Consider the following 24,210-nt stretch of genomic DNA (forward strand, 5'->3'; position numbering starts at 1 on the left):
TACGGCAGCAACAGAAGCAACCACCCTTCAGGTGCAGCCATAAAAATTTAATCCGAGGCTAGCTAGCCCCCAAAATTTACTTCCAAATTGCTTCTTTTGATTCTATGACAAGTTTTAATCGCTCTACCAGTCGCCGGTTGAAGAAATTAACTCAAATTCCTTCTGTATGGGAGGGCGATCGCCGTCCGTTGTCATCACCAAACCAGGTGTCAGACTCAGAGGCAAAGGGAGAATGCATTCTTTGGGTAGATTACTCCCAAGGTGTTGTTCGAGGAATGGACGTGGTAGCTTCCGATACCGGCCCAGAAGCAATAGTTCGCACCTTAATGCAAGCAATGGAGCATCCCCAGAGTCCGGCAAGACCTGCTAGACCCCAAAGAATTGTAGTCAAAGACCGCGAGATCCAATTTTACCTGCGGGGAGTGCTGCAAGATTTGGATATCGCCATTGACTACGCACCAGAACTGCCTTTAATTGACGAACTATTTCGGGGATTCGCTGATATCCTCGATAGTCAAACCCCCGATTTACCCCCACAGTATGCGCAAATCTTGCGAGAGAAAGCATTTGCAATTTGGCAAGCAGCACCTTGGGAATTTTTGCAAGAACAGCAAATTTTGTCAATCGAGATTAATCGGTGGGATGTTGGCACACTCTACGCCTCAGTTATGGGAATGCTGGGAATGGAGTATGGGATTTTGTTTTATCGCTCAGAAGACTCTTTAAAACAGTTTCGCGCCGCAGTTTTAACGGATGAAGAATCAACAGAGCATCTAGAAGAAGCGTTCCTTAAGCAAGATTGCCTGTTTCTCACTTTTGAGAGCGTTGACGAAACCGATGAAGATGACGATGAAGAAGATGATTTGGCGGATCTGCCATTATCAGAAATTGACCCTACTTTTGGTAATATCCACCCCTTAGAAGGACTACGGTCTGTTTTGTATGACGAAGAAGCATTGGTAATCTTGGTTGCGATCGAAAGCCTAAGCCGCTTTATTCGCGATCACCGTCGCCAACTTCATGAGGAGATTTTCCCAACTCTGAGCCGTCGCTATCGCATTTCTCTACCGCAGTCGGAAGAATCAACTAAATCTGTGGCTGTGACAGTCTCTACCATGCCGCAGTTAGCAGCAGAATTAGAGGAAATGGCAGGCTTTGGTATTGATGACGAGGAGATTAACAACCTTGATTTCCAATCATTGCGAGATGACTTGATACCAGAAGATTCCTTCCTCAGCTTAGGTGTAGTGTCTTGGGAAATGTTGGAGTTTCTGCGAAAGGGGGTCAGCTACCACCAGGCTGGTGAAATCAAACAAGTCGGGGACGGTTTGCCGGTGATTTTAATTCAAACTTCTCGGCCCAAGGCGAAGACTGTAATTGAAAGGATTGAAGCAGCAGGCGGACTGAAAGCAATTTGCTTCAATCCAGGTGCCGATCCTTTTGATGGCGATCGCTACGACCTGGGTTTATTGCAAACTCAAAATGGCGAATTGTTCCTATTCGGTGAATTTTTAGATGAAGATCCGATTCATGTCGAAGCCCGAAAAAAATGGAATCAGCGGTGTAAAAATACTAAGGGCTACTGTGGCTTAATCATTGCCAAAGGACTAACGGGAGCCTCCCGTGGTAATCCTCAGTTACGAGATATGATGGCTTTGTTTGAAGGGCGATCGCTTTCACCTAAAGATTTAGGTATTGGCACTCTCCAACTTATGCCCCAACTGAAATTTGAATAATTACATGAATTGCCGCAATCTCAATCTCAAATTATCGGTATGAGAAATTAAGTTGATGTGTATTTGATTGATTAAAACTGCATTTGAGAGGAATAAAAGGGAAGGCTTTGCCTTTTAACGTTTACCTTTGTTCTCTTTACCAACGGAGTGTTGATTCATCAGTTCTGAGTACTGTCTTACCCTATAGCAAAACGTGGGGATGAAAGTAAGGGCGCATCATTGACAGCAGATTTCAAGGAAAGTGAGTTACACAAGCTAAGTCTGTTACCTAAATATCAAGCATGTTTTACTGCTTAATTCAGAATTCTGAATTAAGCAGTAACTGTTTCAGGCCAGTAAAAAGGACTCAGGATTTTCACTTTTGTATATACCCCAATACAATTCAGAATGAGCAAGAAAACCCAGATGTAGACAGGCGTTTTATCGCGTCTTGAAAGACCAATTGTCTACACCAATAACCGTTAACTAAATCGTATTGGTATATAACCCATCCCTGGTAGCTAGTCTTTTAAGTAGAGGCAGAGTATTTCCGGTTATACTCAGTCTTCGCGATCTGCGTACCTATCAGCGTGCGGCACTTTTTCATGAATATTCATCTATATGTCAATACGAATACGCGACCAATCTTGAGAAGCTAACTTTACCTAAATTTCATGAAGTACCTATATTTTCATAGTTTTCTAGTTATTTTATCTCAGTTATCTAAGTATAAATAACTACAGCAACCTAAAAATTTATCTTCAAAGACTGCTTGAATCAAACCTAACCGATACATTGAGATATTGGAATCTTTTTTTTAACAAGTTTTTGAGTTTAGCCTCCTGTTATATATCAATATCATTAAGCAAAAGTTCAGATAATATGTTTTTCTTTGTAATTTTTTTATAAAGGAGAAAAAATAGCTTTGCTAGTGTCTAAATGAAGATTATTTAAAGCGCGTAAATAATAGCTATAATAAACACACTGCCGAAAAAATTAAAATATATGATTGTTTTTACGGGTATACTTACCAGATAAAAATAGTTGTGATAAAAATTTGCTTTGCAGGAATTTATATCTTGGCTTAGATATGAGGAAAGATTTTTATGTCAAACTTCTAACGCCCTACTTGGCTAAAAATGATTTATATAACTTCTAGATAAATGAAGACGAAAAATAGTAAAAATATTGCTGGTTTCAAAGCAAGCTATATCGCTAGAAAGAAGATAAAAAAGATGCAATGCTTTATAGCATTCTGACGATGATTTATTGTAAAAATATGAAGCAAAACTAAAATATTATCGGCAACAGTCAAATAACATCACATATATTCTGGATAAATTCGCCTGTGTAAAATTACAGATGTTACTGTCAAAAATTACCAAGATAATTGGCAATTTAGACTCAGTAGACTGAGCGTTGTCCCTTTTTTTCGGGCTACTATGTTGGCAATGAAAAGCAATCAGCTTGATCGAAGTAAGCCAAAATTGATAACAGTTCAAGTAGCTCTTAAGTTGTTGGTTACAGTCTGGTTAGATATAGGTGTTTGTTTTAAGGCGATCGCTTATTTGTCTACTTTCTAAGTCCCTATTAACGCAATACACACACCACTTAAAACCTCCTGTAAATCAGCATTTCAGCATGATAATGATTCTGAAGCTTTATTTTTTGATGTTCTAGCAGATATTCTCTCCAACTGGGTTTGACGAACTTAGTTAAGAGAGAAGGTCAAATGCTTTCAATGGAGAATAACTTTGGAAATCTTCATTGAGTTAACAGTAGGTATCTGGAATTCCTTTATAAAATTTCATTGTTAGGGTTTACTCATGCTGTTAGTGGGGTTATTATCTTCAAAAGCAACGATGTGCTATTTATGCTGTCACAATAGTAACAAATAAAGTGTAGTATTTTGATTTTTTTAGAAAATGATCGATCCTTTGACAAAACAAACATTCTTAATATTAATGGTATTACTTGTTTCGTGAGACAAACTCTGATAATCTTATCGGTTCCCTCTTTAATTTAGACCCTTTCGACCATCTAAATATACAGCAGATAGCATGATAATGACAAATAAAAAATGGGCAGTTAAACGCATAACAGTTAATCTTGCAACGCAGGAAGCGGAAAAACTAGAAAAATATTGCCAACAAACAGGTAGACCTGCAACTGATGTGATTCGTGAACTGATTAGAAGTTTGCCTATCTCCGACGACGGTAAAGATGGAAACAACTAAGAAGTGACTTTTACAACTTATCCAGAAAACTGCTTTGCCACCAAAAAAATATCTCTGATACTTTTGAGAGTCCGCTGCTATGGACAAAAGTTTGTCTAGATGATACAGACGCGTTTTTATCGCGTCTGGTCATTTACCGGGACTAGAAGAAGTAATCAAAGAGTTTTTAGTATCGATATTGGCAAGCATTAATATGCTGCTGGAGTTGATATTAAGTAGCAAATTCCGACACCAACCCAGTTACAATCTGTAAAGAAACTGAAAAGGAACGACGGAATGCGTGTTGCAATCGTAGGTGCGGGACTGGCTGGGCTAGCAACCGCAGTGGATCTAGCTGATGCTGGTTGTGAAATAGAGATTTTTGAATCTCGTCCGTTTGTCGGCGGTAAAGTTGGCAGTTGGGTTGATGGAGATGGCAACCATCTAGAAATGGGGTTGCATGTATTTTTTGGGTGCTACTACCAACTATTTGACTTAATGAAAAAAGTGGGGGTGTTAGAAAACTTACGCCTCAAGGAACATACCCACACTTTTATCAATAAAGGGGGGCGCACTGGTGCTTTGGATTTTCGCTTTCTTACAGGTGCGCCTTTCAATGGCTTAAAGGCATTTTTTACTACTTCCCAACTATCGTTGCAGGATAAATTGCAAAATGCGATCGCTTTGGGTACTAGTCCGGTAGTTCGCGGATTGGTAGACTTTAACGGGGCGATGAAAACTATCCGCAATTTAGATAAAGTTAGCTTTGCCGATTGGTTTCGCAGTCATGGTGGAAGTAATGGCAGCATCAAGCGGATGTGGAACCCGATTGCCTACGCATTGGGATTTATTGATTGCGAAAATATGTCTGCCCGTTGTATGTTAACCATATTCCAGCTATTTGCAGTTAGAACTGAAGCTTCAGTTTTGCGAATGCTGGAAGGTTCTCCAGCTGAATATTTACACAAGCCGATTCTGGAATATCTGGAAGCTAGAGGCACCAAAGTTTACACGCGCCGCCAAGTTCGAGAAATTCAGTTTACTGAGTCAGCCGAACAAACCCGTGTCACTGGTATAGTAGTTGCCCAAGGTGATGCAGTAGAAACGATCGCAGCTGATGCTTACGTTTTTGCCTGTGATGTTCCAGGAATTCAACGCATCCTACCCCAGGAGTGGCGTAAGTGGTCAGAATTTGACAATATCTACAAACTGGATGCAGTGCCAGTGGCTACAGTGCAGTTACGCTTTGACGGTTGGGTAACAGAACTGAACGATGGAGAGCAACGCAAACAGCTAAATCAGGCGGCTGGAATCGATAATTTACTTTACACAGCCGATGCTGACTTTTCTTGTTTTGCCGATTTAGCGTTGACTAGCCCTGCTGATTATTATCGTCCAGGACAAGGGTCTTTGTTACAGCTAGTGCTGACACCGGGAGATCCGTTTATTGCCCAAAGTAATGAAGCGATCGCACAACATGTTCTCAAGCAAGTCCATGAACTGTTTCCCTCGTCGCGGGAGCTAAATATGACTTGGTACAGTGTTGTAAAGCTTGCTCAGTCTCTCTACCGAGAAGCGCCAGGGATGGATGCGTACCGTCCCAACCAAAAAACACCAGTAGATAATTTCTTCCTTGCCGGGAGTTATACTCAGCAAGACTACATCGACAGCATGGAAGGTGCTACTATTTCTGGACGGCGTGCGGCAAAAGTGATTTTGGAGAGTTTGAAGAAATAACGTAGACACCCAGTGGCTTGCCGCAGGCTACTTCAAAGAGTGCAAAGAACGCGATCGCAAAGCATCTCGTAGAGAAGGAAAAAGAGAAATGCCAGACTGGTTAGAGCATACTGTGCAGGTAGAAGTAGAGGCTCCCATAGATTTAGTATGGAGCCTCTGGTCTGATTTAGAGCAAATGCCCCGGTGGATGAAGTGGATTGATTCGGTGAAAATTCCGCCAGATAATCCAGATATATCTCTTTGGAAATTAAAGACGGGCAGTTTAGAATTTAATTGGCAATCCCGAATTCTCAAAGTTATTCCTAACCAAATTATCCAATGGGAATCGGTTGATGGTTTGCCAAATCAGGGAGCGATTCGCTTTTACGATCGCCACAATAGTAGCATTGTTAAAATGACTATTTCCTACGCTATCCCCGGCATTCTTGGCAAAATTATGGATAACTTATTTTTGGGACGGATAGTTGAATCAACGATTCAAGCTGATTTAGAAAGATTTAAAGAATACGCGTTGAATGTTAAAGCTAATTGATATAGATAGCAAAAACAGGCAGTAAGAAATAAAGTGTCAAAGTTTCTTGCTGTCTGAAGGGAAAATATGGATTTTTTAATTGCGTGTCTTTATTACGAAGTAGAAGTTAGAGAGTGCTTTATCTTTTCTATAGCTTGATTCAATCCTTTTGTGTCAATCCAACCTACATAACCGCCAAAAAGCATTTTGTTATTGCTGTCAGCTAAAAAGATATGCTTGACATTAGCTGGATTAATAAAAATTTTAATTACAGTACCATCTTTAAGAGTAAAAATAGGTGTTGCTCTCCTGAAATCTCTGCTGTGGGCTTGAGTCATACCTGGGACATTGACTAATATTTCAACAGCTTTTTGAGCAATTTGATAAATACTGGTAGCTATTTCTGCTTCAGTATTCCATTCTTCCAGCCAATCTATTCCTTTTTGACTTAAGCGAAAATCTTCTTTTACAGCAAGCTTCTTATTCACTAAACTAGACAAATTTTTTAAATACAAAATAACCGTAATAATGTATAAAATAATTTTGGAAAATCTACCTATAATCCTTGCAACTATTTGATTTGACATATTAACTATTGCCTGTTGTGACAATAAGATTCCTAGTCCTTAACTATAAAAATTCTCTAAATGTAAAAAATCAGTAATAATACGTGAAAATACTATTTAAACTAACCAAAATAACCCGCGATCGCGCAAATAATAGAGCATTAGTTACCACTTAGTAAATTGTGTTGACACACCTTACTTACTGTTGGTTCTGGAAGTGCATCACCTACAGCTTTGTAAGCAATAATTAGAGACTCTAAAGCTTGAATTCCATTTGCCACAGCTAACTTGTAAGTATCCCCATGAGTCCGCCAGCGTTGTCCTGGAAAATCAGGGAATCCTACCAAAAAACAATTATCTTCTTCAGACCATTGAATAAGCATTTGGTATTTAAGCTCACTCATCTTGTTTCTTCTCCTCTATGCCTCATCTAACATTCTGAACTTAGAGGATTAAAAAACTACCAAGTTGGGTCGCTAAACAAATTAATTGTCAATTCCTCGCGTGGCGGTATTGCGGTGATACAAGCGCGAACGATCTCTCCATCCTCTAATTCGACGGTGCAAGCGTGACAAGACCCCATGAGACAACCGGTGGGAATAAATACCCCAGCCCGGTCTGCTACATCTAAGAGGGCTTCTCCCACTTCGGCATCTACTGTGACATCATCTGGTAAAAAGCGGACACGAACAATCATCAATATTACGCATTTAATAGAGTTGTCATTTGTCCTTTGCAAATGACCAATGACCAATGACCAATGACCAATGACATTTCAAGGAATTTTAGCTTAAGACAAAAACAGACTTAAGTCTAAATGGCTTTCAATTTCAATGGCTAGAGAGTCCAAAATCTGCTCTCGCTGTTCCCGATAGTTAGCAACACCGGTAGGCAAAGATTTTAAACCTCGCTGTTGACGGAGGCGATTTAACCAAGCGCGTCGCCAAGGGCCATTGTCAAAAAGCCCGTGGAGATAACTTCCCCACACCGATTGACAACTATCTACTAACCCTAAATTAATATCGTCAAATAGAGCATGGTACGATTGAGTATCTATGCCTTGCTGTTCGATACGCGATCGCCCTTGATGGATTTCAAAGCCATTGACTGGCAAGCCTTGTTGGGGATAATTTGAGCTAACTTGGCGCTGACGGGCGATTTTTTGTCCTGTAATCACAGTTCTGATTGGTAAAAGATTTAACCCTTGAAATCTACCAGCTTGTCCCTCTATCCCTTCTGGATCGGCGATGATTTGACCGAGCATTTGATAGCCACCGCAGATACCTAAAACCGTTCCCCCAGAAGCAGCGTAGTTTTGGATCGCTTCTGCCATACCGCTTTTTTGCAGCAGTAGCAAATCAGCAATTGTGGTCTTTGTACCTGGAATAATTACGGCATCAGGATGTCCCAAATCTTGCTTAGGGCTTAAGTATTTAATTGAAACTGTACTTTCTGATTCCAGTGGGTCAAAGTCGGTGAAATTGGCAATTCTTGGTAAACGGATGACGGCAATGGTGAGGTCAGTTTGGGCTTTATTTGTGGACGATTGACGTTCTAGCAGGTCAAGAGAATCTTCTGCTGGAAACATTTCTTGCAAGTAGGGTATAACACCGATAACGGGGATACCTGTGCGTTCTTCTAGCCATTTTATCCCCGGATCTAAGAGCGATCGCTGCCCTCGAAACTTATTAATTACTATACCTTTAATTAAGGCGCGTTCATCTGGTTCCAATAACTCTAAGGTGCCGACAACATGGGCAAAAGCACCACCCCGGTCAATATCAACTACTAATATGGTTGGTGCATTTAAATATTTTGCTACCCGCATATTAGTTAAGTCGCGGTGCTTGAGGTTAATTTCCGCAGGGCTACCGGCACCTTCACAAACCACCATGTCAAATTCTGTTCCTAAATGCTGTAGCGATTCTTCAATTGTCCGCCACCCCAGTTCAAAATATTGCTCGTAGTAATCTGAGGCACTCACTTTGCCTACAGACCTACCTTTAATAATTACTTGAGAAGTCATATCCCCTTGAGGTTTGAGTAAAATTGGGTTCATTTCTACCCAAGGCACGACTCCCGCAGCCCAAGCTTGCACTGCTTGAGCATAGCCAATTTCTCCACCACTGGCGGTGACATAAGCATTTAAAGCCATATTTTGGCCTTTAAAGGGAGCCACTCGCCAACCACGCCGCGATAAAATGCGACAAATAGCTGTAGTTAAAAGTGATTTCCCTGCATGGGATGTTGTCCCCACTACCATAATTGATTTCATAGTTGCTATCACTTAGTTTTTCAAGATACAGAGTTAATTTTTAGAAGCGAACAACAAGGGAGCAGGGAAAGTGGAAAAGCGGGGGAGCAGGGGGCAGGGGAAAAGGTTAAAGGTTAAAGGGAAAAGGAATAAATTTAATCTTTCCCCTTTTCCCCTTACCCCTTTCCCTTTCCCTTTCCCCATGCCCAATGCCCTATACCCAATGCCCAATGCCCAATGCCCAATGCCCACTATAACCATCACAAATAGCAGTTGCACGGTTATGGTAAAGACTTCATGAATAGATATGATGTTTCCGTATATATTGTTCCCTTTGATTCCCTAATCCTAACTCTTAGGTTTTTATTCTAAAAAGGTATCCGTAACCAACGAATCACTGCATCATAGAAACGATCGCGCCATGAAGGAGTACGCCAATTTTTACCCTGGTATTGTTCTACTAACTGGCGTCCCAAGGGAGTGAGACGAAAACTATCTGTAATTCCCTGACCATCAACTTCTCGGCGCAATACACCTACTTGAATCAACCAGCCCAAAGCGTCATCACAAGCTAATTCTGATAAAGGGCGTTTAGTATAGCCCTGCTTGAGTCCATTTTCCAGAGCGATCGCAGTTAATGATACACTCTGGTGGCTCATCACTTCAAATAAAGATACATTAAAAGGCGAACACACTAGCGATCGTTCGGCTCTTTCTACTGTACTTTGAGGATAGACAAAAATATTTGGGTTTTGGGAATCAACAGCAGCCATTGTGTATTGGTAGAAATTTTTCTTCTAACAAAGATTAATTTAAGAATATATTTTTTCTTGTACCAAATACCCCATTAAACCAAAATTAGTTACCTAAAGTGTATTTATCCGATTTTTTAGTAATTATATTTAAACATTATAAATTAATGTAAAATTTCAAGTGCATCAACAATCTGAAACAGGAAAAGTTAATTATGCCTCTAGCAGTTGGTACGGATGCACCTGCATTTACCGCCAAAGATACAAACGGCAACACAGTTTCGTTATCTGATTTGAGGGGGAAAACGGTTGTTTTATACTTTTACCCCAAAGATGATACGCCAGGCTGCACCAAACAAGCCTGTAGTTTTCGGGATGCCCAGTCTCAATATCAAGGTAAAGATATTGTCATCTTGGGAGTCAGTGCAGATGATGAAGTCTCCCATCAGGCATTCACCCAAAAATATAATTTGAATTTTCCCCTACTGGCTGACACCGACAAATCCCTCATCAAAGCTTTCGATGTGGATGGCGGCGGTTATGCCAAGCGCGTCACCTACGTAATTGACCCCAGCGGTAAAATTACCCATGTTGACGCTAATGTAAATACCAGCAACCATGCTAGCGATATTTTAGCTGCGCTTGGGCTGTAGGTTTTTACCTGAATAATTCAGGATTTTTTTAAATAGTTTCAGCCCCAAGCCTTTAGAGGCTTGGGGTTATTTGTTTGAATTCAGTTACCTGATGGTGGTGTCACCGATGGCGATGTAACTGATGGTAGTATAATCGTTGGCAAATTATTGGGGGTTGGTTGCTGTTGTTGACCTTGAATTAGTTTTTGTTGCCTTGCTTTAAAGGCTGCTGCTGCTGAGTTTAGTTCTTCGTTCTGTTGGTTAGAATCCCAGTTGAGATTCCCGAAATTTGCCCGATGAATCAGATCGAACATGTTGAAATTGTCTGAGTTGGAACGGGCGAAAGGATCGGTATTTTGGTCTGTTGTACTATTGCTGGGGAAAGCATCCGTTGGGCTGCTGATTTGAGCGTAACTTGGTTGAGCCATGAGCAAGGAAGCAAAGCTAATTCCTGCTGCCGTAGCTAGAAAGAGTCTAGTAATTTGTAAAAATGGTTTTTTCATGGGTTTTGACCCTAAATAAAATTGATCTATTTTATCTTTTTAAGCAAGAGTCCGCCGCAGTTGGGGTTGAATACTCAGCAAGGCGACTAGGGCAAAGCCAAACAACACCAGCAACGCTCCCCCAAAGGTAACATCGCCCCAAGGAGCCTGCATCACTACACTACCTAGTCCCCAATTACTGTGGAAATAGAGATAGCGAATTGGTTCGATCGCATAGCTGAGAGGATTCAGGGTAGCGATAACCTGTAACCACTTAGGCATGAAGGATAGGGGTGCTAAAGCTGTACTCGCAAACAATAATGGTAGGTTAGTGACAAAAATCACTGCAATCAATTCAATGTGTCCGGGTAGAGCAAAAGCTAAACCGAGAGAGATGGCTGTTACACCCAAAGCTAAGAGTAAGACAATTAGAGCGATCGCACTTAAACCAGCTATATTGGGTAGTCCTGCGCCCAAAAATGCTGCTGCTGCAACAATTACGGCTGCTTGCAACAAACTTTGGCTGATGATAAAAATGGCTGAGGCAAAGACAATGGAAAACCGCGATGCTAACGGTGCTACTAGCAAACGATTCAAAAAGCCGAACTCGCGGTCAAACATTACAGGTAAACCAGCATTCAGCGCCCCAGCAAAGGCTGTAAACACAATAATGCCAGCCGCCAAAAATTGACCGTAATTTGTTGTATTGCCAAATATACCCTTGGGAGCATTTTGGAATAAAGCACCAAATAGCACTAACCACATTACTGGTTGAATAATTCCAGCAACCAAAGATGAGGGACGGCGTTGCAACTGAATAAACAAGCGACGAGTTAAAGCCAACGTCTCTTGTACGAATTCACCGAAAAAGTTAGGTGCAGTATTAACATCTGCTTGTGGCGATGCTAATGGTTGCCAATTGATATCAGATTTAGGAGTAACACTCATAGCAATTTTGGATTTTGGATTTTGGATTTTAGATTGGGCATTGGGCATTGGACATTAGGCATTGAGCATTGGTCAATATTTTTCTTCCCCTGCTCCCCCTGCTCCCTGCCCCATTCCCTATCTCATATTCTGCTTCTTCTCAGCTTTGGGATCGCGGGTGGCGACGGCTGCGAGTTCTGCATCCAACAAGGTGCGTCCTGTGGCAGCGAGATAAACGTCATCGAGGCTGGGGCGAGATTGGGCGATGCCAAATATGGGCAAGCCAGCGGTATTCAGCGCTTGCTGTATGTTAATAAGAACATCATTCTGAGGTGTCACTACTAAGTTGAGTGAATTACCTTGAGCGCTGTTGATGATGATTTCTTGGACAAAAGGCAAAGGTTTCAGGAGGTTTTTAGCTTTTTCAGCTTCTTCAATGGGGGAAAACTCGCGGATTCGCAAGGTGATGCGATCGCCCCCTACTCGATCTTTCAATTGCGAAGGTGTATCGCTGGCAATGACAATGCCGCGATCTATAATTGCCACGCGATCGGCTAAAGCGTCAATTTCTTCTAAGTAATGGCTGGTAATTACTACCGTCGTCCCAGAAGCGCGTAATTTTCTCAGGAAATCCCATACCACAAAGCGAGTCTCTATGTCAAGCCCTACAGTTGGCTCGTCCAATACCAGAACATCAGGTGCATGGAGCAAGCCGGCAGCTAAGTCTAGGCGCTTGCGTAAACCGCCAGAGTAGGTTCCTGTCTTTTTATTGGCGTATTCTTGCAAACCGAGTAAATCTAATACCGTCTCAATCCGCTGTTTAGCTACTGCGCCTGGAAGGTGATAAAGTGCTGCTTGCAATTGCAGCAGTTCTTTTCCAGTCAACACCTTATCTATAGCGACTTCCTGAGCTACGTAGCCTAGTCGTTGTCTTGCCACTCTTGGATTATCTAACACAGAGATGCCAGATACTTCGATAATGCCTGCATCCGGTGTGGTCAACGTACACAAAGCACGCAAGGTAGTAGTTTTCCCAGCACCGTTGGGGCCAAGCAAACCAAAAATTTCTCCTGGTTCTACCTGAAAGGAAACATCCTGGACGGCAACCACTGTACCGTAACGTTTTTGCAGATTTTGAATTAAAACGGCGGGAGCCATGACAGCCGATCCCCAACTATACAAATCTCAATAAAGTCTATCCTTATTGTAGAAGGTAGAGAGCAAGGAAATAGCGCATGAGCGAAAATCTGTAAATAAGTTCGCTTCATGCGCTATGCTGCCAAAAATTTTTAATTATTCTAAACAAGTTGCTCGATTGCGTTTGTAGCGAAACAAACCAAATACTACAGCAACTAATCCTAAACCTGGAAGATTTGCAGGCTCTGGAACCTTACGAATGGGAGGCTTAGGCGGAGTGTAGTACTTTATTGGGACATCTGGCAGATCGCCATTAAATAGATAATTGTGAGACTCGCCATTTCCTGTCAAAGAAGCTACGACTACATTGCCGTTAATTTGACCGTTGTTGAAATTAAAATTAGCCAAAGGTGCAAGAATACTACCTTGGATACCAATTCCACTAGCAGTTATATTTGTCGCTTCATAAAAGTTGTAAATTACCTTTTGTTTATCTGCGCCAATGATATTAAACCCAAAGTTTTGCAGTGACACATCCTTACCGCTGATATTGACAACGATAGTTGAATTTGCGTCCCCTTTAACTTCAAAATAGTTGGTCTTGGAGACAGATGAGCCTGCAAGATTAAAAACATTGAAAGCAGTACCACTGCCACTAAGGTTAATAGCACCCCAAGGTTGAACTGTTGTGTTACCAGTCGGAGTCAAGGTTGCCAAATATTCAGATAGTCCTCGCAGTTGTTTCCCTGCTTCATTGAAGTCGATGGGATTACCCTGGCTGAGAGTTCCTTGGGGAAATCCCACATTGCTGGATACATTGGCGCTGCCTCCATAGACAGCATTCCCGTGGTAGACTTGACCGTTGCTTAGAGTTAAATTCTGTCCAGCGATTACTACGTTGCCGCTATTGCCAGAAAGTCTGCTTCCAAGTCCGCCGACGAAATTTATGTTACCGCCAGCAGCAACTTTTCCTTCAATATCTGTATATTTTTGAGAGATATCTCCCAAAACAAATACATTGTAATCAGAGGCAGCGCCTAACTCAACCGCATTCGCTCTTGCTGAGAAACCCAGCGCCAGAGTTACTACAATCGGAACTGTTACTAACCCCCAAATATAATAGGTTTTTGATTTCATCTTCTAGTTTAGGAATCATCAAGATGATCCTATGAGTATAAATCAAAGATTGCACTAATTTACTAGCTATTTTTATTGAAGTTTCACATTAGTATAACTACTGTATAGTTTTCTCTAAATTATCTGTTCAACCGCATATTTACTGTTGATTGCATAAATTAAGTTTTTATCAACAATAATTCAGGAGTTAGGAGTTAGGACGTTTTTTCAAAACTTTCAAAGTTTTGAGCCTAGTGTCATTGTAACCACTGATAAATTCCCCTATCGCTTGGATGTGTTTCAGGTAATCAAGAATGGATTTTGTGATGACTTCTCCTTAACATCATAGACCGCTTTATCGACTAGGGCGGATATATCCTTCTGCTTCCAATTTTTTTAAGGCTCTTTCGACTGCCACTTTTCCATATCTTATACCAACAGCAGTAGATTCCTGAGTGATTTGGGGAATAACAGTAATTGTTTTTTGTCCTAAAGGTGTCTGATAAAATGCAATGATTTGTTTGATTTCCTCATTAGTAAAGTATTTATTATAAATAGGAATAATCTCATTTACAATATCATCTATCTTGAGTTCAGCAGCAAAAGTATCCCAAAATTTTTGAGGAACTTGAGGGTATTCGGACTTGAAATTATTTAATAGTTGAGTGAGGATCTGTGTAGAAAGATTTTTCGTACCAGTTATCTCTAACAATTTCTTGATATTATTAGTTTTTTCTATTTCTTGAGCATTACTACTTGGTGCAATAGTATTAGTTGGAATTTGAGCAAAAGTAACTTTATTGAAGGTCGTTACTAAGGAAAGTACAACTGCTGGTACGAACAAAAAATTTATCTTCATTGATTTAAATTTATTTTTAAGAAAAGATTATTTAGGTAAGTTTGACAAACGAGGAACCATTGTGAGTAATGGTCTCAAATTATTATCCTTAAATTTACCATATAAGTCATTCTTTTACTACCTTTAAGGTGCGGAAACTACTATCAGCACAACCACAGATCGATCCTCCCATTGCCTGGATTTGTTGCAGATAGTCAAGGACGGGTTTGGTGATGACTTCTCCCGGCATTAACACAGGAATTCCTGGGGGATAGGGACAGACGATTTCGGCACAGATGCGTTTATCGATCTTTGTCAAAGGTAGTATTTCACTAATAGCAAAAAAGGCTTCGCGGGGAGAAAGTTGTAAAGCATAATCTAGGGTTCTGTCTAGATTTAGCCAAACCTGGTTTTTAACAGTCAAGTTGCTTCGGCGATATTCTTTGGCGAGGCTGGTGAAACCTTGCACTAATTGTTCAATATCGGCTGGGGTGTTGCCCAAACTAATAATAAAGGTGAGATGTTGTAGTGAGGCGAATTCAGCAGTAACAGCAAATTTTTCATCCAAAATTTCATCTGCTTCAAATCCGGTTAAACCTAAACCAGAAACAGTGACAGTTAGTCGCGTTTTGTCTAAAATTACAAAGCCGGGACATCCCCCCAACCCCCCTTTTAAAGGGGGGCTTAAAACTGATAATTCAGGAATTTGACTGATTTTTGTTCTAGCTTCCTCAGCAAGTTGCAAAGTTTGAGACATCAGCATTTTTCCGTGGAGTGCCATTTGCTGACGCGCTGCATCTAGGGAAGCTAAAAGTATATAGCTGGGACTGGTAGATTGTAAGAGTTGCAAAGCTTTACTGATGCGATCGCCATTTATCCTATCACCCTGGATATGCAGCATCGATGCCTGTGTCATTGCACCAAGTACTTTGTGGATGGATTGTACAGTTAAATCTGCACCTGCGGCTAAAGCTGGAGTGGGTAATTCGGGATGAAAGGCAAAGTGTGCGCCGTGTGCCTCATCTACAAGTAGAGGGACATTATATTGATGTGTAATATTGGCGATCGCATTCAAATCTCCACAAACACCGTAATATGTGGGGTAAACTATTAATACTGCTTTCGCATCTGGATGTTGTTGGAGTGCAGATTGTACAGCATTGGGTGTAATGCTATGGGCAATATCTAAAACTGGATCGTATTCAGGATTGAGAAAAATTGGTATAGCACCAGAGAGAATTAAACCTGCGATCGCAGAAGAATGCACATTCCGAGGCAGAATAATTTTATCGCGTGTGCCACAGGTAGCAAGAATTGCCGCTTCAATTCCACAGGTAGAACCATTGACAAGGAACCATGTTTGCGAAGCACCAAACGCCTCAGCCGCCAGTTGTTGTGCTTCTTGAATAACGCCTTGGGGTGCAAAAAGATTATCTAAATCTGCTAATTCGGTTAAATCAGCCTGAAAGACGGCTTTACCAAGTAAGTCAGCTAAAGGTTGAGAAATTCCTTCACCTAGTTTATGTCCTGGAGTGTAAAAAGGCGCATGAGGTCTTGCTGCATTAGCTTTTAAGGCATCTAATAAAGGTATTTGGTTTTGATTGAGCATTTTTGAGAAAACGAACCGTTAATGATAGAATCTTAAGTATGCTAGGGCATATTGAGTACTCCGAAATAACAAATGAGTACTCCAAAATAACAAATGAGTACCCCGAAATAACAAATGAGTACTCCAAAATAACAAATGAGTACTCCAAAATAACAAATGAGTACCCCGAAATAATAAATGAGTACTCCAAAATAACAAATGAGTACTCCGAAATAACAAATGAGTACTCCAAAATAACAAATGAGTACCCCGAAATAACAAATGAGTACTCCAAAATAACAAATGAGTACTCCAAAATAACAAATTGTTCAGGGTTGAGAAAAATTGGTATTGCACGCAGAGGCGCAAAGTACACAAAGGAAATAGAGAATCGTTACGCACAATGCTATGCTTGCGTTAAAATCCGTAAGTCCTATGTAGCTGCCTAGATGAGACCTTATCATCAAATCCCGATTTTTGAGTGTGGTGAACCGCTAGTAGCGATTCCTTTGGAATTGTTTGCAGTGGAATCTCCCCATCCTTATGAAAAATTAGGTGCGCCTTATGGCGATCGCTCTCCTTATTATCTTCGTCAAAGCGTTATTGAAAATTTGCTCCAAGCGCAAAATTATCTTAATCTCTTGCATCCTAACTGGCGGATTCAAATCTTTGATGCCTATCGCCCGATCGCAGTCCAGCAATTTATGGTAGATTACAGCTTCGCCCAAGCAGTGCGGGATAGAGGACTGACTAATGTGGAGTTATCAGCAAACCAACGCCAAGAGATTTGGGAAGCGGTTTATGCAATTTGGGCTGCACCGAGTTTAGATGCAAAAACTCCGCCTCCTCACAGTACTGGTGGGGCGGTAGATGTAACGCTGGTAGATGATGTAGGGCAAATAGTAAATATGGGTTCGCCAATTGACGAAATGTCAGAGCGATCGCATCCTGATTATTATGCCAATAGCGATCGCTTAGAAACGCAAAAGTATCATGTTCATCGTCAACTATTGCGAGATGTAATGTTAAAAGCCGGTTTTCAACGTAATCCTAGAGAGTGGTGGCATTTTTCTGTCGGCGATCAAATGTGGGCTTGGCTGAATAATCAATCCCATCCAGCCAATCCTGTCACCGCACGTTATGGACGGCTTACATAGATGCGTTATCACAAAAGAATTCAGAAGTCAGAATTCAGAATTGAATTGGAGTCTGACTGGGAGACTTGCTCAATCTAATGCTGAATAAATGGTGATACTAAATGCGAAATCTTTCTTACGGAATCCATAAAGAATAAATAAGCGTTCATCCCACACTTTCTTCCTCTGACTACTGAATTCAGACTACTGAATACTTCTTCAAGCATCTTGAGGATTTAACTCTTTTAACTCGTCGGTGGTGTAAGTACCAATGGGAGTCCAAACTAGATAGGGAACGAGTAACAACGCCGCTATTAGAGAAATCGGTAAAACGCAGATTGCCAAGACAGCGCCTGAAATCAAACCGATTAGCCCAAGAACTTCCCCAACTTTGAGACTGCGAAACCTCAACATTGTAGGTATGTAGGCAACGGTGATAATTTCCACCAAGAGGTACAAAGCCATTAGTAGCCAAGTAATTATGCCTCCGGGATTTTTTTCCCAGACAATATAAGCCGAAGCTGCACCGCAAATAAAAATCACAGTCCAGATAATTGGAATCAGCGGCTCAAAAACTAGCCAGCGAGGGCGACTTAAGTTTGCAAACCATTTAACATCACGTGGCGTGATGAAGAAACTACCAAGGGCGACGAAGAAAGTTACAGCCCCAATTATTATCCAAGATGGAATCATAATGCACTCTTGCTTTGTGTATTTTGTCAATTCATACACTGCAAGTTTGACAATTTAGACTAGATGTTTAATCATTCTCTGGTGCGATTCTTAGGCATCTTGAGGATTGAGACTCATCATCTGCCAAGTGGTATAAGTACCAATGGGACTCCAGAGCAAATAAGGAACTAGTAAGAGTGCTGCCCAACCAGAAAAACCTAAGACTGCAAGTATCAATAAAATATCAATAATCAAACCTGTGCCACCGAGAATTGTACCCACTTTCAGACTGCGAAGCTTAAACATTACAGGCGTATAGGCGATGGTAACAATTTCTAATAGCAGATATAAACCCATAATTAACCAGGTTGAGGTGCTTCCTGGGTCTTTTTCCCAGACAATATAAGCTGACCAAGCACCGCAAATAAATATTACAGTCCAAATAATCGGAATTGCACCCTCAAAAGTTAGCCATCTCGGTCGTTGTAAACGCTTGAACCATTGGCGATCGCTAGGCGTAATCACGTTCGCTGCTAAAGCAACCAAGAAAGCCACGCCCCCAATCACCATCCAAGATTTAATCATGCCCGTTAGTCCTTTACAAGCGCTATTTATCGGTTAATATCACTCTTTATAGTCTGATTTTGTCAATTTAATTGCTAATTACTCATCATCCCTGAGTTTGAAACCTTCACATCGTTTGGCAGGATTTTAAATTATAGGCATTGGGAATTGGGAATTGAGAATGGGGCATTGCTACCGTTTTAAAGGCGATCGCTTTATGCAACAACTCTATTTTTTTTGGTGAGGTGCGGCTCGTTCTAATTAAGAGCCTCTAGTAACTAGCCCTCTTTTTCCTCTGCCTAGAGTGACAAAAGAGGGTTACTTTGAGGTTGATTGTGGGGCAAGCTATATTTAATCAGTCCCAGTCCAACGTTTGATATGAGTAATTTCGCCGAAACTGTAAAGCATTTTTACTTTCAAGGCTACCCAAGAGTTTACGATCAGGGTCAGTTATTAAATATTGAATCACTTCGGATGTTCCAACCCACGTCTTTTCATGTTCATGGGCTAGCTCTTCCAAGAGTAGAAAATCTTAATCAAGAAGAGTTTGGTTCCGTTGATGACTACGATAAATGGGTACGTCAGGTAAGGTTTAGTTTTCATCTCGAAGGTATTGAAATATGGCTTTACGATATGCAGAACTCTTCAGCACTAATAGCACCAGATAGTTTCTGGGAAGCCTATAACTTCTATAAGAATACGATTGAGGCGGCAGATATTGGAAGCGTTTTTGGTTTAAGAATCACGATTCAAGGAGAAGATACACTAGCCGTTCGGGTAATAACAGATGGTTCAGATGGATGGCTTGAAGTCTTTGATAGATTGGGAAATAACCTTGGGGCGGCACGGACTCTTGGTTGTCGCGTTCCTCCTGGTAGTGGGATTGCTTGGCGAGCAACTAATGTCATTCGTGAGTATATTCGCAAAAAACCTCGGTTTCCACCAGAACTTTCCTAGATCAATTAAATAGTAAGTAAACTTACTCACATCTTTCTATAATTCTTGCAGCTCTAAGAGCCACACCCAAATAATTTTTACTCATCACTATTTCAGTGAGTTTTTGATTAAGGTTAGCGATCGCTTTTTAACTACAACAGATTGCATGATGAGGTAGAGATAATCGTCGGGGCACAATATGTTGTGCCCCTACCCGTATACTTCATTTACTTTGCTAATCAAGTTTCACAGCGATCGCCATAAATAAGAAAATTGTGGAAGCTCAAAGATTGATCGGGAATAGAGATGGTAACATTAGCCTGTTAGCCTAATAGTTCATCCTATGTGTTTCTGGTTATCACCTACCTCTCGTCATGCTTATGGCTAAAACAACTAGGATTTTTGGCGCAAATTCTCTAAAGTTTAAAAGCAGGGGTCGAGAAACGGCAAGAACGCGCTGGCTCACCGCCCTAGCTCACTTTTTACGTTTGCCTTTGTACTTCCTGGTCGCTTTGCTATGCATTCTCGGTTCACCAGTGCTAGCAAAAGTCCCTGGCTCAATCAATTCTTTATCCCAACTGCCAATAAATAGTATAATATCCCTAGCTGTGCCCACAGATGCCGCCTCACTCTTACAGCAGGGCAAAGTTTTATACAGTAATGGCAACTTTACCAAAGCTGTAGAAGTTTTACAACAGGCTGTCCAAATATATAAGCAGCAAGGGGAGAGCCTTGGACTAGCAGTCACATTGGGTAATCTTTCTTTAGCTTACCAGCAACTCGGTGCATGGAATCAGGCGCAGCAGGCAATTACAGAAAGCTTAAATGTACTCCAAGAACCGGATAAAAACCAAAATCTGCAAATATTTGCCCAATCACTAGATATTCAAGGTCGTCTGCAATTGGCAATGGGAAAGTCCGAGGCGGCTTTGGCAACTTGGCAGCAGACAGAAGAAATTTACAAACAAGCAGATAATCAAAGTGGCGTGGTGCGATCGCTAATCAATCAAGCACAAGCGTGGCGTACCCAAGGATTTTACCCGCGAGCGATCAAAACCCTCGATCGAATAAGTCAGACGTTAAAATCTCAACCAGATTCTCTAGAAAAGACAGTGAGTTTGCGATCGCTCGGTGATGCCCTTTTGGTATTGGGCGATTTGAAAAAGTCACGCCAAGCATTAGAAGAAAGTCTGATAATTGCTCAAAATCTCCAATCAAGCGCTGATATTGGGGCTAGTCTGTTCAGCTTGGGGAATAATGCCCGTAAACAAAATCAAAAGCAACAGGCGATCGCCTATTATCAAAAAACAGTCGCAGTATCTCCCTCACCCCTCACAAAAGTTCAAGCACAACTCAATCACCTGGGACTACTGATTAAAGATAAAGAATGGGCAAAGGTGCAAACTCTTTTGCCATCGATTGAGTCCCAACTCAGGCAACTCCCTCTCAGCCGTGCGAGTATTTACGCTCATGTTAACTTTTCACAAAGTTTAGCAAAAGTCAAGAGTGGTGTATTACAAGCATCGAGTCATATTTTTTACTCAGTATTAAGTACAAAAGATTCAGCAAAATTACTCGCTAGTGCCATCCAGCAATCCCGTAGTTTAGGAGACAAGCGGGCAGAGGCTTATGCTCTGAAGAGTTTAGGCGGCTTGTATGAAGAAACCAAACAGTGGTCAGAAGCGCAAGACCTGACCAGGCAAGGATTAGCTTTGGCACAGAGTAGCAATGCACCAGAAATTACCTATAGCTTGGAGTGGCAGTTAGGTAGATTGCTTTGGGCAGAAAAAGATATTAATGGTGCGATCGCCGCTTATGATGCTGCTGTAGACACTCTTGAGTCTCTGCGAAGAGATTTAGTAGTCAATAAAGATGTAGTCAACCAAGATGTGCAATTTGATTTCCGGGACAGTGTAGAACCTGTCTACCGCCAGTCAGTAGAGTTACTGCTGCAATCTCAAAAAGGAAAACCAAATGAAAAAATATTGGATAAAGCACGCCAGCGGATTGAAGCACTCCAACTAGCAGAATTAGACGACTTCTTTCAGGAAGCTTGTCTGCAAGGTCAGAAAGTAGCCCTCGATCGAGTAGTAGACAAAGATAATTCCAAGGCTGCCATTCTTTATCCAATTATTCTTAGTGACGAACTCCAGGTAATTGTCAAAATTCCTCAACAACCTCTGCAAAGCTACAGAACCAAGATTTCCCAAGGGGAAGTAGAGAAACTCTTAATAAAACTGCGAAGAAATCTTGTCAATCCAACTGCTACTAAGATCGTCCAAGCCCAATCGCAAGAAGTTTACGGGTGGCTGCTTAAACCCATTGAGTCACAATTACAACAAAGTGGCGTCGATACGTTAGTGTTCGTCCTAGATGGGCCATTACGTAATTTACCAATGGCAGCTCTCTACGATGGTAAACAATATTTAGTAGAGAAATATGCGATCGCCCTAAGCGTTGGTCTACAACTCCTCGACCCGAAACCGCTAATTAAACAGCAGCTCAGAGCGCTAACCGCAGGACTGACTCAGCCACCGCCAGGATATACCAAGTTTGCACCATTGCTAGCGATCAAATCTGAATTTGACGGTATTGCCAAAGCAGGAGTTTCGACAACCAGCTTATTGGATGGAGATTTTAAGAAAAAGAAATTGGAAAGTGAAATTGATGCTGCTTCATTCAACATAGTGCATTTGGCAACCCACGGTCAGTTTAGTTCCCGCCTTGAAGACACTTTTATTTTAGATTTCGATGGTCAGATCAATGTCAAAGATTTTGATACTCTCTTCCACAGCCAGAGTAAAACCGTAGTAGAATTATTGGTTTTGAGTGCTTGCCAGACAGCAACAGGAGACAGTCGGGCAGCACTGGGTCTTGCAGGAGCAGCTGTCCGAGCTGGCGCACGTAGTACCATCGCTTCTTTGTGGCAAATTGATGATGAATCAACGGCGATGTTTGTTAGTGCCTTCTATCGAGAACTCAAGAGTGGCAAAATCACCAAAGCCGAAGCAGTGCATCGTGCCCAACTACAACTGCTAAAACATCCCAATTACAGAGCGCCAAGCTTTTGGTCTGCCTATGTTTTGATTGGCAATTGGTTGTGATTTGAAGGGGCCGATCTTTGTAAGCGATCGCTCAAATTGTCCGCTGAAAATTTGGCAAACTATCTGCTAGTTGATAAGCCGCTTTTAGCAGCTTGAAGCTATTTATCGAGGTATAAATACTCAAAATCTCTATCTCTGAGATGATTTCAATATACAATCTTTTAATTGTATGGGATATTTTTACCTAATCCCAGTCCCCAATTCTCTTTTTCCAGTATTCAGTTTTTTTTCAGTATTCAGTTTTGTGGCATAAATTTATTGAATGCGGGTGATATATACATAGCAGCATTGAACCCTAAAAATTGACTTATGAATAACTCCACCTATCAGCTAGATGATTTCGCTTTAACATTGCCGATTTCCCAAACAGCTCGCATAACTGCCCAGCAATTTGCTAACCAGCAACCAAATCTTGAAAAAGCAGAGCAAGTCCGGCTGAATACTTTAGCTGTATGGGTGGTGAATGACTACTTGCAGATGATGGATATTCCTACCGATCTTCAAGCTAGTGACAGTTGGAACCCAATTGTGCGCCTTTGTGGAGATGTAGCTGATTTAGAAGTGCCCTCAATTGGCCGTCTGGAGTGTCGCCCTGTCCGTTTGCATCAGCAGATATGTTTTGTTCCTCCAGAAACTTGGGAAGAACGGGTGGGTTATTTAATGGTTCAATTTGATGAATCGCTTGAAGAAGCAAGGCTGCTTGGTTTTATCCCTAGTGTGACAACCCAAACAGTTCCTTTAGCGCAACTGCAACCATTAGAAGCGTTTATTGATCGCATCTGGGAACTGCGTCAATCTCCACTGAATTCATTAGTGAATTTGAGTCAATGGTTTGCTGGTATATTTGAGACGGGCTGGGAAACTATTGAATCGCTGTGGAATGTGCCGGAACTCATGCCAACTTATGCCTTTCGCAGTGTTGAAACTTTAGAATTAGATACCCTCAAACAACCAGAATCAATTACTAAACGGGCAAAAGTGATTGATTTAGGTATCCAAATCCACAACCAACCTGTGATGTTGATTGTGGAAATCAGCCCCGAAAAAGATGGACAAACTAGTATTCATCTCCAATTGCACGCCACTGGAAATCAAATTTACTTGCCACCAGGAGTTCATCTCACTGTTATAGATAGTTCAGGAGCAGTATTTTTAGACGCTCAATCTAGAAAATTAGACAACTACATTCAGTTGCAGTTTCGTGGTGAACCTAGAGAGCAATTTAGTGTTAGGGTCGCCTTGGATAATACCAGTATTACCGAATATTTCCGAATTTGAAATATGTAACTATCTTCCTTGTTTGTCGGTAATTTATTAAGTGATAATT

Annotated in this window: 22 protein-coding genes; 9 read left to right on the forward strand and 13 right to left on the reverse strand. The window is 41.3% G+C overall.

Features of this window, described 5'->3' with window-relative positions; translation table 11 throughout:
* Positions 1-104 precede the first annotated feature (104 nt).
* The 4 genes from RM368_RS08335 (at position 105) to RM368_RS08350 (ending at position 6,200) form a co-directional block, all read left to right on the forward strand.
* Positions 105-1,736, forward strand: coding sequence for a DUF6930 domain-containing protein (locus tag RM368_RS08335; RefSeq protein ID WP_322693644.1), 1,632 nt, complete (start codon positions 105-107; stop codon positions 1,734-1,736).
* A gap of 2,039 nt (positions 1,737-3,775) precedes the next feature.
* Complete coding sequence (locus tag RM368_RS08340) at positions 3,776-3,952, forward strand: CopG family transcriptional regulator (RefSeq protein ID WP_322693645.1); 177 nt, start codon at positions 3,776-3,778, stop codon at positions 3,950-3,952.
* Positions 3,953-4,228: 276 nt separating this feature from the next.
* On the forward strand, positions 4,229-5,668 hold the full coding sequence (gene zds, locus RM368_RS08345; protein ID WP_322693646.1) for a 9,9'-di-cis-zeta-carotene desaturase: 1,440 nt from the start codon (positions 4,229-4,231) through the stop codon (positions 5,666-5,668).
* A gap of 88 nt (positions 5,669-5,756) precedes the next feature.
* Positions 5,757-6,200, forward strand: coding sequence for an SRPBCC family protein (locus RM368_RS08350; RefSeq protein WP_292786899.1), 444 nt, complete (start codon positions 5,757-5,759; stop codon positions 6,198-6,200).
* A gap of 92 nt (positions 6,201-6,292) precedes the next feature.
* Here the strand turns inward: RM368_RS08350 and RM368_RS08355 are convergent, their stop codons facing one another.
* The 5 genes from RM368_RS08355 to RM368_RS08375 all read right to left on the reverse strand — a co-directional run bounded on the left by RM368_RS08355 (position 6,293) and on the right by RM368_RS08375 (position 9,772).
* Positions 6,293-6,766 carry a hypothetical protein gene (locus tag RM368_RS08355; RefSeq protein WP_322693647.1) on the reverse strand — a complete coding sequence of 158 codons (474 nt, stop codon included), beginning with the start codon at positions 6,764-6,766 and terminating at the stop codon, positions 6,293-6,295.
* Between the two features lie 140 nt (positions 6,767-6,906).
* Positions 6,907-7,149 (reverse strand): type II toxin-antitoxin system HicB family antitoxin, encoded by a 243-nt coding sequence (locus RM368_RS08360; RefSeq protein ID WP_322693648.1) that lies wholly within the window; start codon positions 7,147-7,149, stop codon positions 6,907-6,909.
* Between the two features lie 56 nt (positions 7,150-7,205).
* The gene (locus RM368_RS08365; RefSeq protein ID WP_322693649.1) at positions 7,206-7,442 is read right to left on the reverse strand and encodes a 2Fe-2S iron-sulfur cluster-binding protein; all 237 of its coding nucleotides are present in this window, start codon (positions 7,440-7,442) and stop codon (positions 7,206-7,208) included.
* A gap of 93 nt (positions 7,443-7,535) precedes the next feature.
* The gene (gene cobQ, locus RM368_RS08370; RefSeq protein ID WP_322693650.1) at positions 7,536-9,020 is read right to left on the reverse strand and encodes a cobyric acid synthase CobQ; all 1,485 of its coding nucleotides are present in this window, start codon (positions 9,018-9,020) and stop codon (positions 7,536-7,538) included.
* A gap of 347 nt (positions 9,021-9,367) precedes the next feature.
* Positions 9,368-9,772 (reverse strand): Npun_F0494 family protein, encoded by a 405-nt coding sequence (locus RM368_RS08375; RefSeq protein WP_322693651.1) that lies wholly within the window; start codon positions 9,770-9,772, stop codon positions 9,368-9,370.
* Between the two features lie 194 nt (positions 9,773-9,966).
* On the opposite strand from RM368_RS08375, the gene RM368_RS08380 reads away from it, so the two are divergent.
* Complete coding sequence (locus RM368_RS08380) at positions 9,967-10,404, forward strand: peroxiredoxin (RefSeq protein WP_322674261.1); 438 nt, start codon at positions 9,967-9,969, stop codon at positions 10,402-10,404.
* Between the two features lie 80 nt (positions 10,405-10,484).
* Here RM368_RS08380 and RM368_RS08385 read toward each other — a convergent pair whose 3' ends face one another.
* The 6 genes from RM368_RS08385 to RM368_RS08410 form a co-directional block, all read right to left on the reverse strand.
* Positions 10,485-10,886, reverse strand: a complete 402-nt coding sequence (locus RM368_RS08385; protein WP_322693652.1) for a hypothetical protein — start codon at positions 10,884-10,886, stop codon at positions 10,485-10,487.
* A gap of 39 nt (positions 10,887-10,925) precedes the next feature.
* Positions 10,926-11,813 carry an ABC transporter permease gene (locus RM368_RS08390; RefSeq protein WP_322693690.1) on the reverse strand — a complete coding sequence of 296 codons (888 nt, stop codon included), beginning with the start codon at positions 11,811-11,813 and terminating at the stop codon, positions 10,926-10,928.
* A 117-nt stretch (positions 11,814-11,930) separates the two neighbouring features.
* A complete protein-coding gene (locus tag RM368_RS08395; protein ID WP_322693653.1) occupies positions 11,931-12,950 on the reverse strand; it encodes an ABC transporter ATP-binding protein in 1,020 nt (339 codons plus the stop codon).
* 135 nt (positions 12,951-13,085) lie between these two features.
* Positions 13,086-14,066, reverse strand: a complete 981-nt coding sequence (locus RM368_RS08400; RefSeq protein ID WP_322693654.1) for a choice-of-anchor A family protein — start codon at positions 14,064-14,066, stop codon at positions 13,086-13,088.
* Positions 14,067-14,400: 334 nt separating this feature from the next.
* Positions 14,401-14,889: a DUF2059 domain-containing protein gene (locus RM368_RS08405; RefSeq protein WP_322693655.1), complete on the reverse strand. Its 489-nt coding sequence runs from the start codon at positions 14,887-14,889 to the stop codon at positions 14,401-14,403.
* Between the two features lie 121 nt (positions 14,890-15,010).
* A complete protein-coding gene (locus RM368_RS08410; protein WP_322693656.1) occupies positions 15,011-16,492 on the reverse strand; it encodes an aminotransferase class I/II-fold pyridoxal phosphate-dependent enzyme in 1,482 nt (493 codons plus the stop codon).
* Between the two features lie 428 nt (positions 16,493-16,920).
* Here RM368_RS08410 and RM368_RS08415 point away from each other — a divergent pair, with 428 nt between their 5' ends.
* Positions 16,921-17,628 carry a M15 family metallopeptidase gene (locus RM368_RS08415; protein WP_322693657.1) on the forward strand — a complete coding sequence of 236 codons (708 nt, stop codon included), beginning with the start codon at positions 16,921-16,923 and terminating at the stop codon, positions 17,626-17,628.
* A gap of 198 nt (positions 17,629-17,826) precedes the next feature.
* On the opposite strand, the gene RM368_RS08420 is transcribed toward RM368_RS08415, so the two are convergent.
* Both RM368_RS08420 and RM368_RS08425 read right to left on the reverse strand, forming a co-directional pair.
* A complete protein-coding gene (locus RM368_RS08420) occupies positions 17,827-18,300 on the reverse strand; it encodes a TspO/MBR family protein (protein WP_322693658.1) in 474 nt (157 codons plus the stop codon).
* Between the two features lie 90 nt (positions 18,301-18,390).
* A complete protein-coding gene (locus tag RM368_RS08425) occupies positions 18,391-18,864 on the reverse strand; it encodes a TspO/MBR family protein (protein WP_322672498.1) in 474 nt (157 codons plus the stop codon).
* Between the two features lie 357 nt (positions 18,865-19,221).
* Here RM368_RS08425 and RM368_RS08430 point away from each other — a divergent pair, with 357 nt between their 5' ends.
* The 3 genes from RM368_RS08430 to RM368_RS08440 all read left to right on the forward strand — a co-directional run bounded on the left by RM368_RS08430 (position 19,222) and on the right by RM368_RS08440 (position 24,161).
* Entirely contained in the window at positions 19,222-19,800 is a 579-nt protein-coding gene (locus RM368_RS08430; RefSeq protein WP_322693659.1) for a hypothetical protein, read from the forward strand.
* A gap of 359 nt (positions 19,801-20,159) precedes the next feature.
* Entirely contained in the window at positions 20,160-22,883 is a 2,724-nt protein-coding gene (locus RM368_RS08435; protein ID WP_416212222.1) for a CHAT domain-containing protein, read from the forward strand.
* Between the two features lie 309 nt (positions 22,884-23,192).
* Complete coding sequence (locus tag RM368_RS08440; RefSeq protein ID WP_322693661.1) at positions 23,193-24,161, forward strand: DUF1822 family protein; 969 nt, start codon at positions 23,193-23,195, stop codon at positions 24,159-24,161.
* Positions 24,162-24,210: the final 49 nt, after the last annotated feature.

Source organism: Nostoc sp. DedSLP03 (assembly GCF_034530815.1).
Taxonomy (GTDB): Bacteria; Cyanobacteriota; Cyanobacteriia; order Cyanobacteriales; family Nostocaceae; genus Nostoc.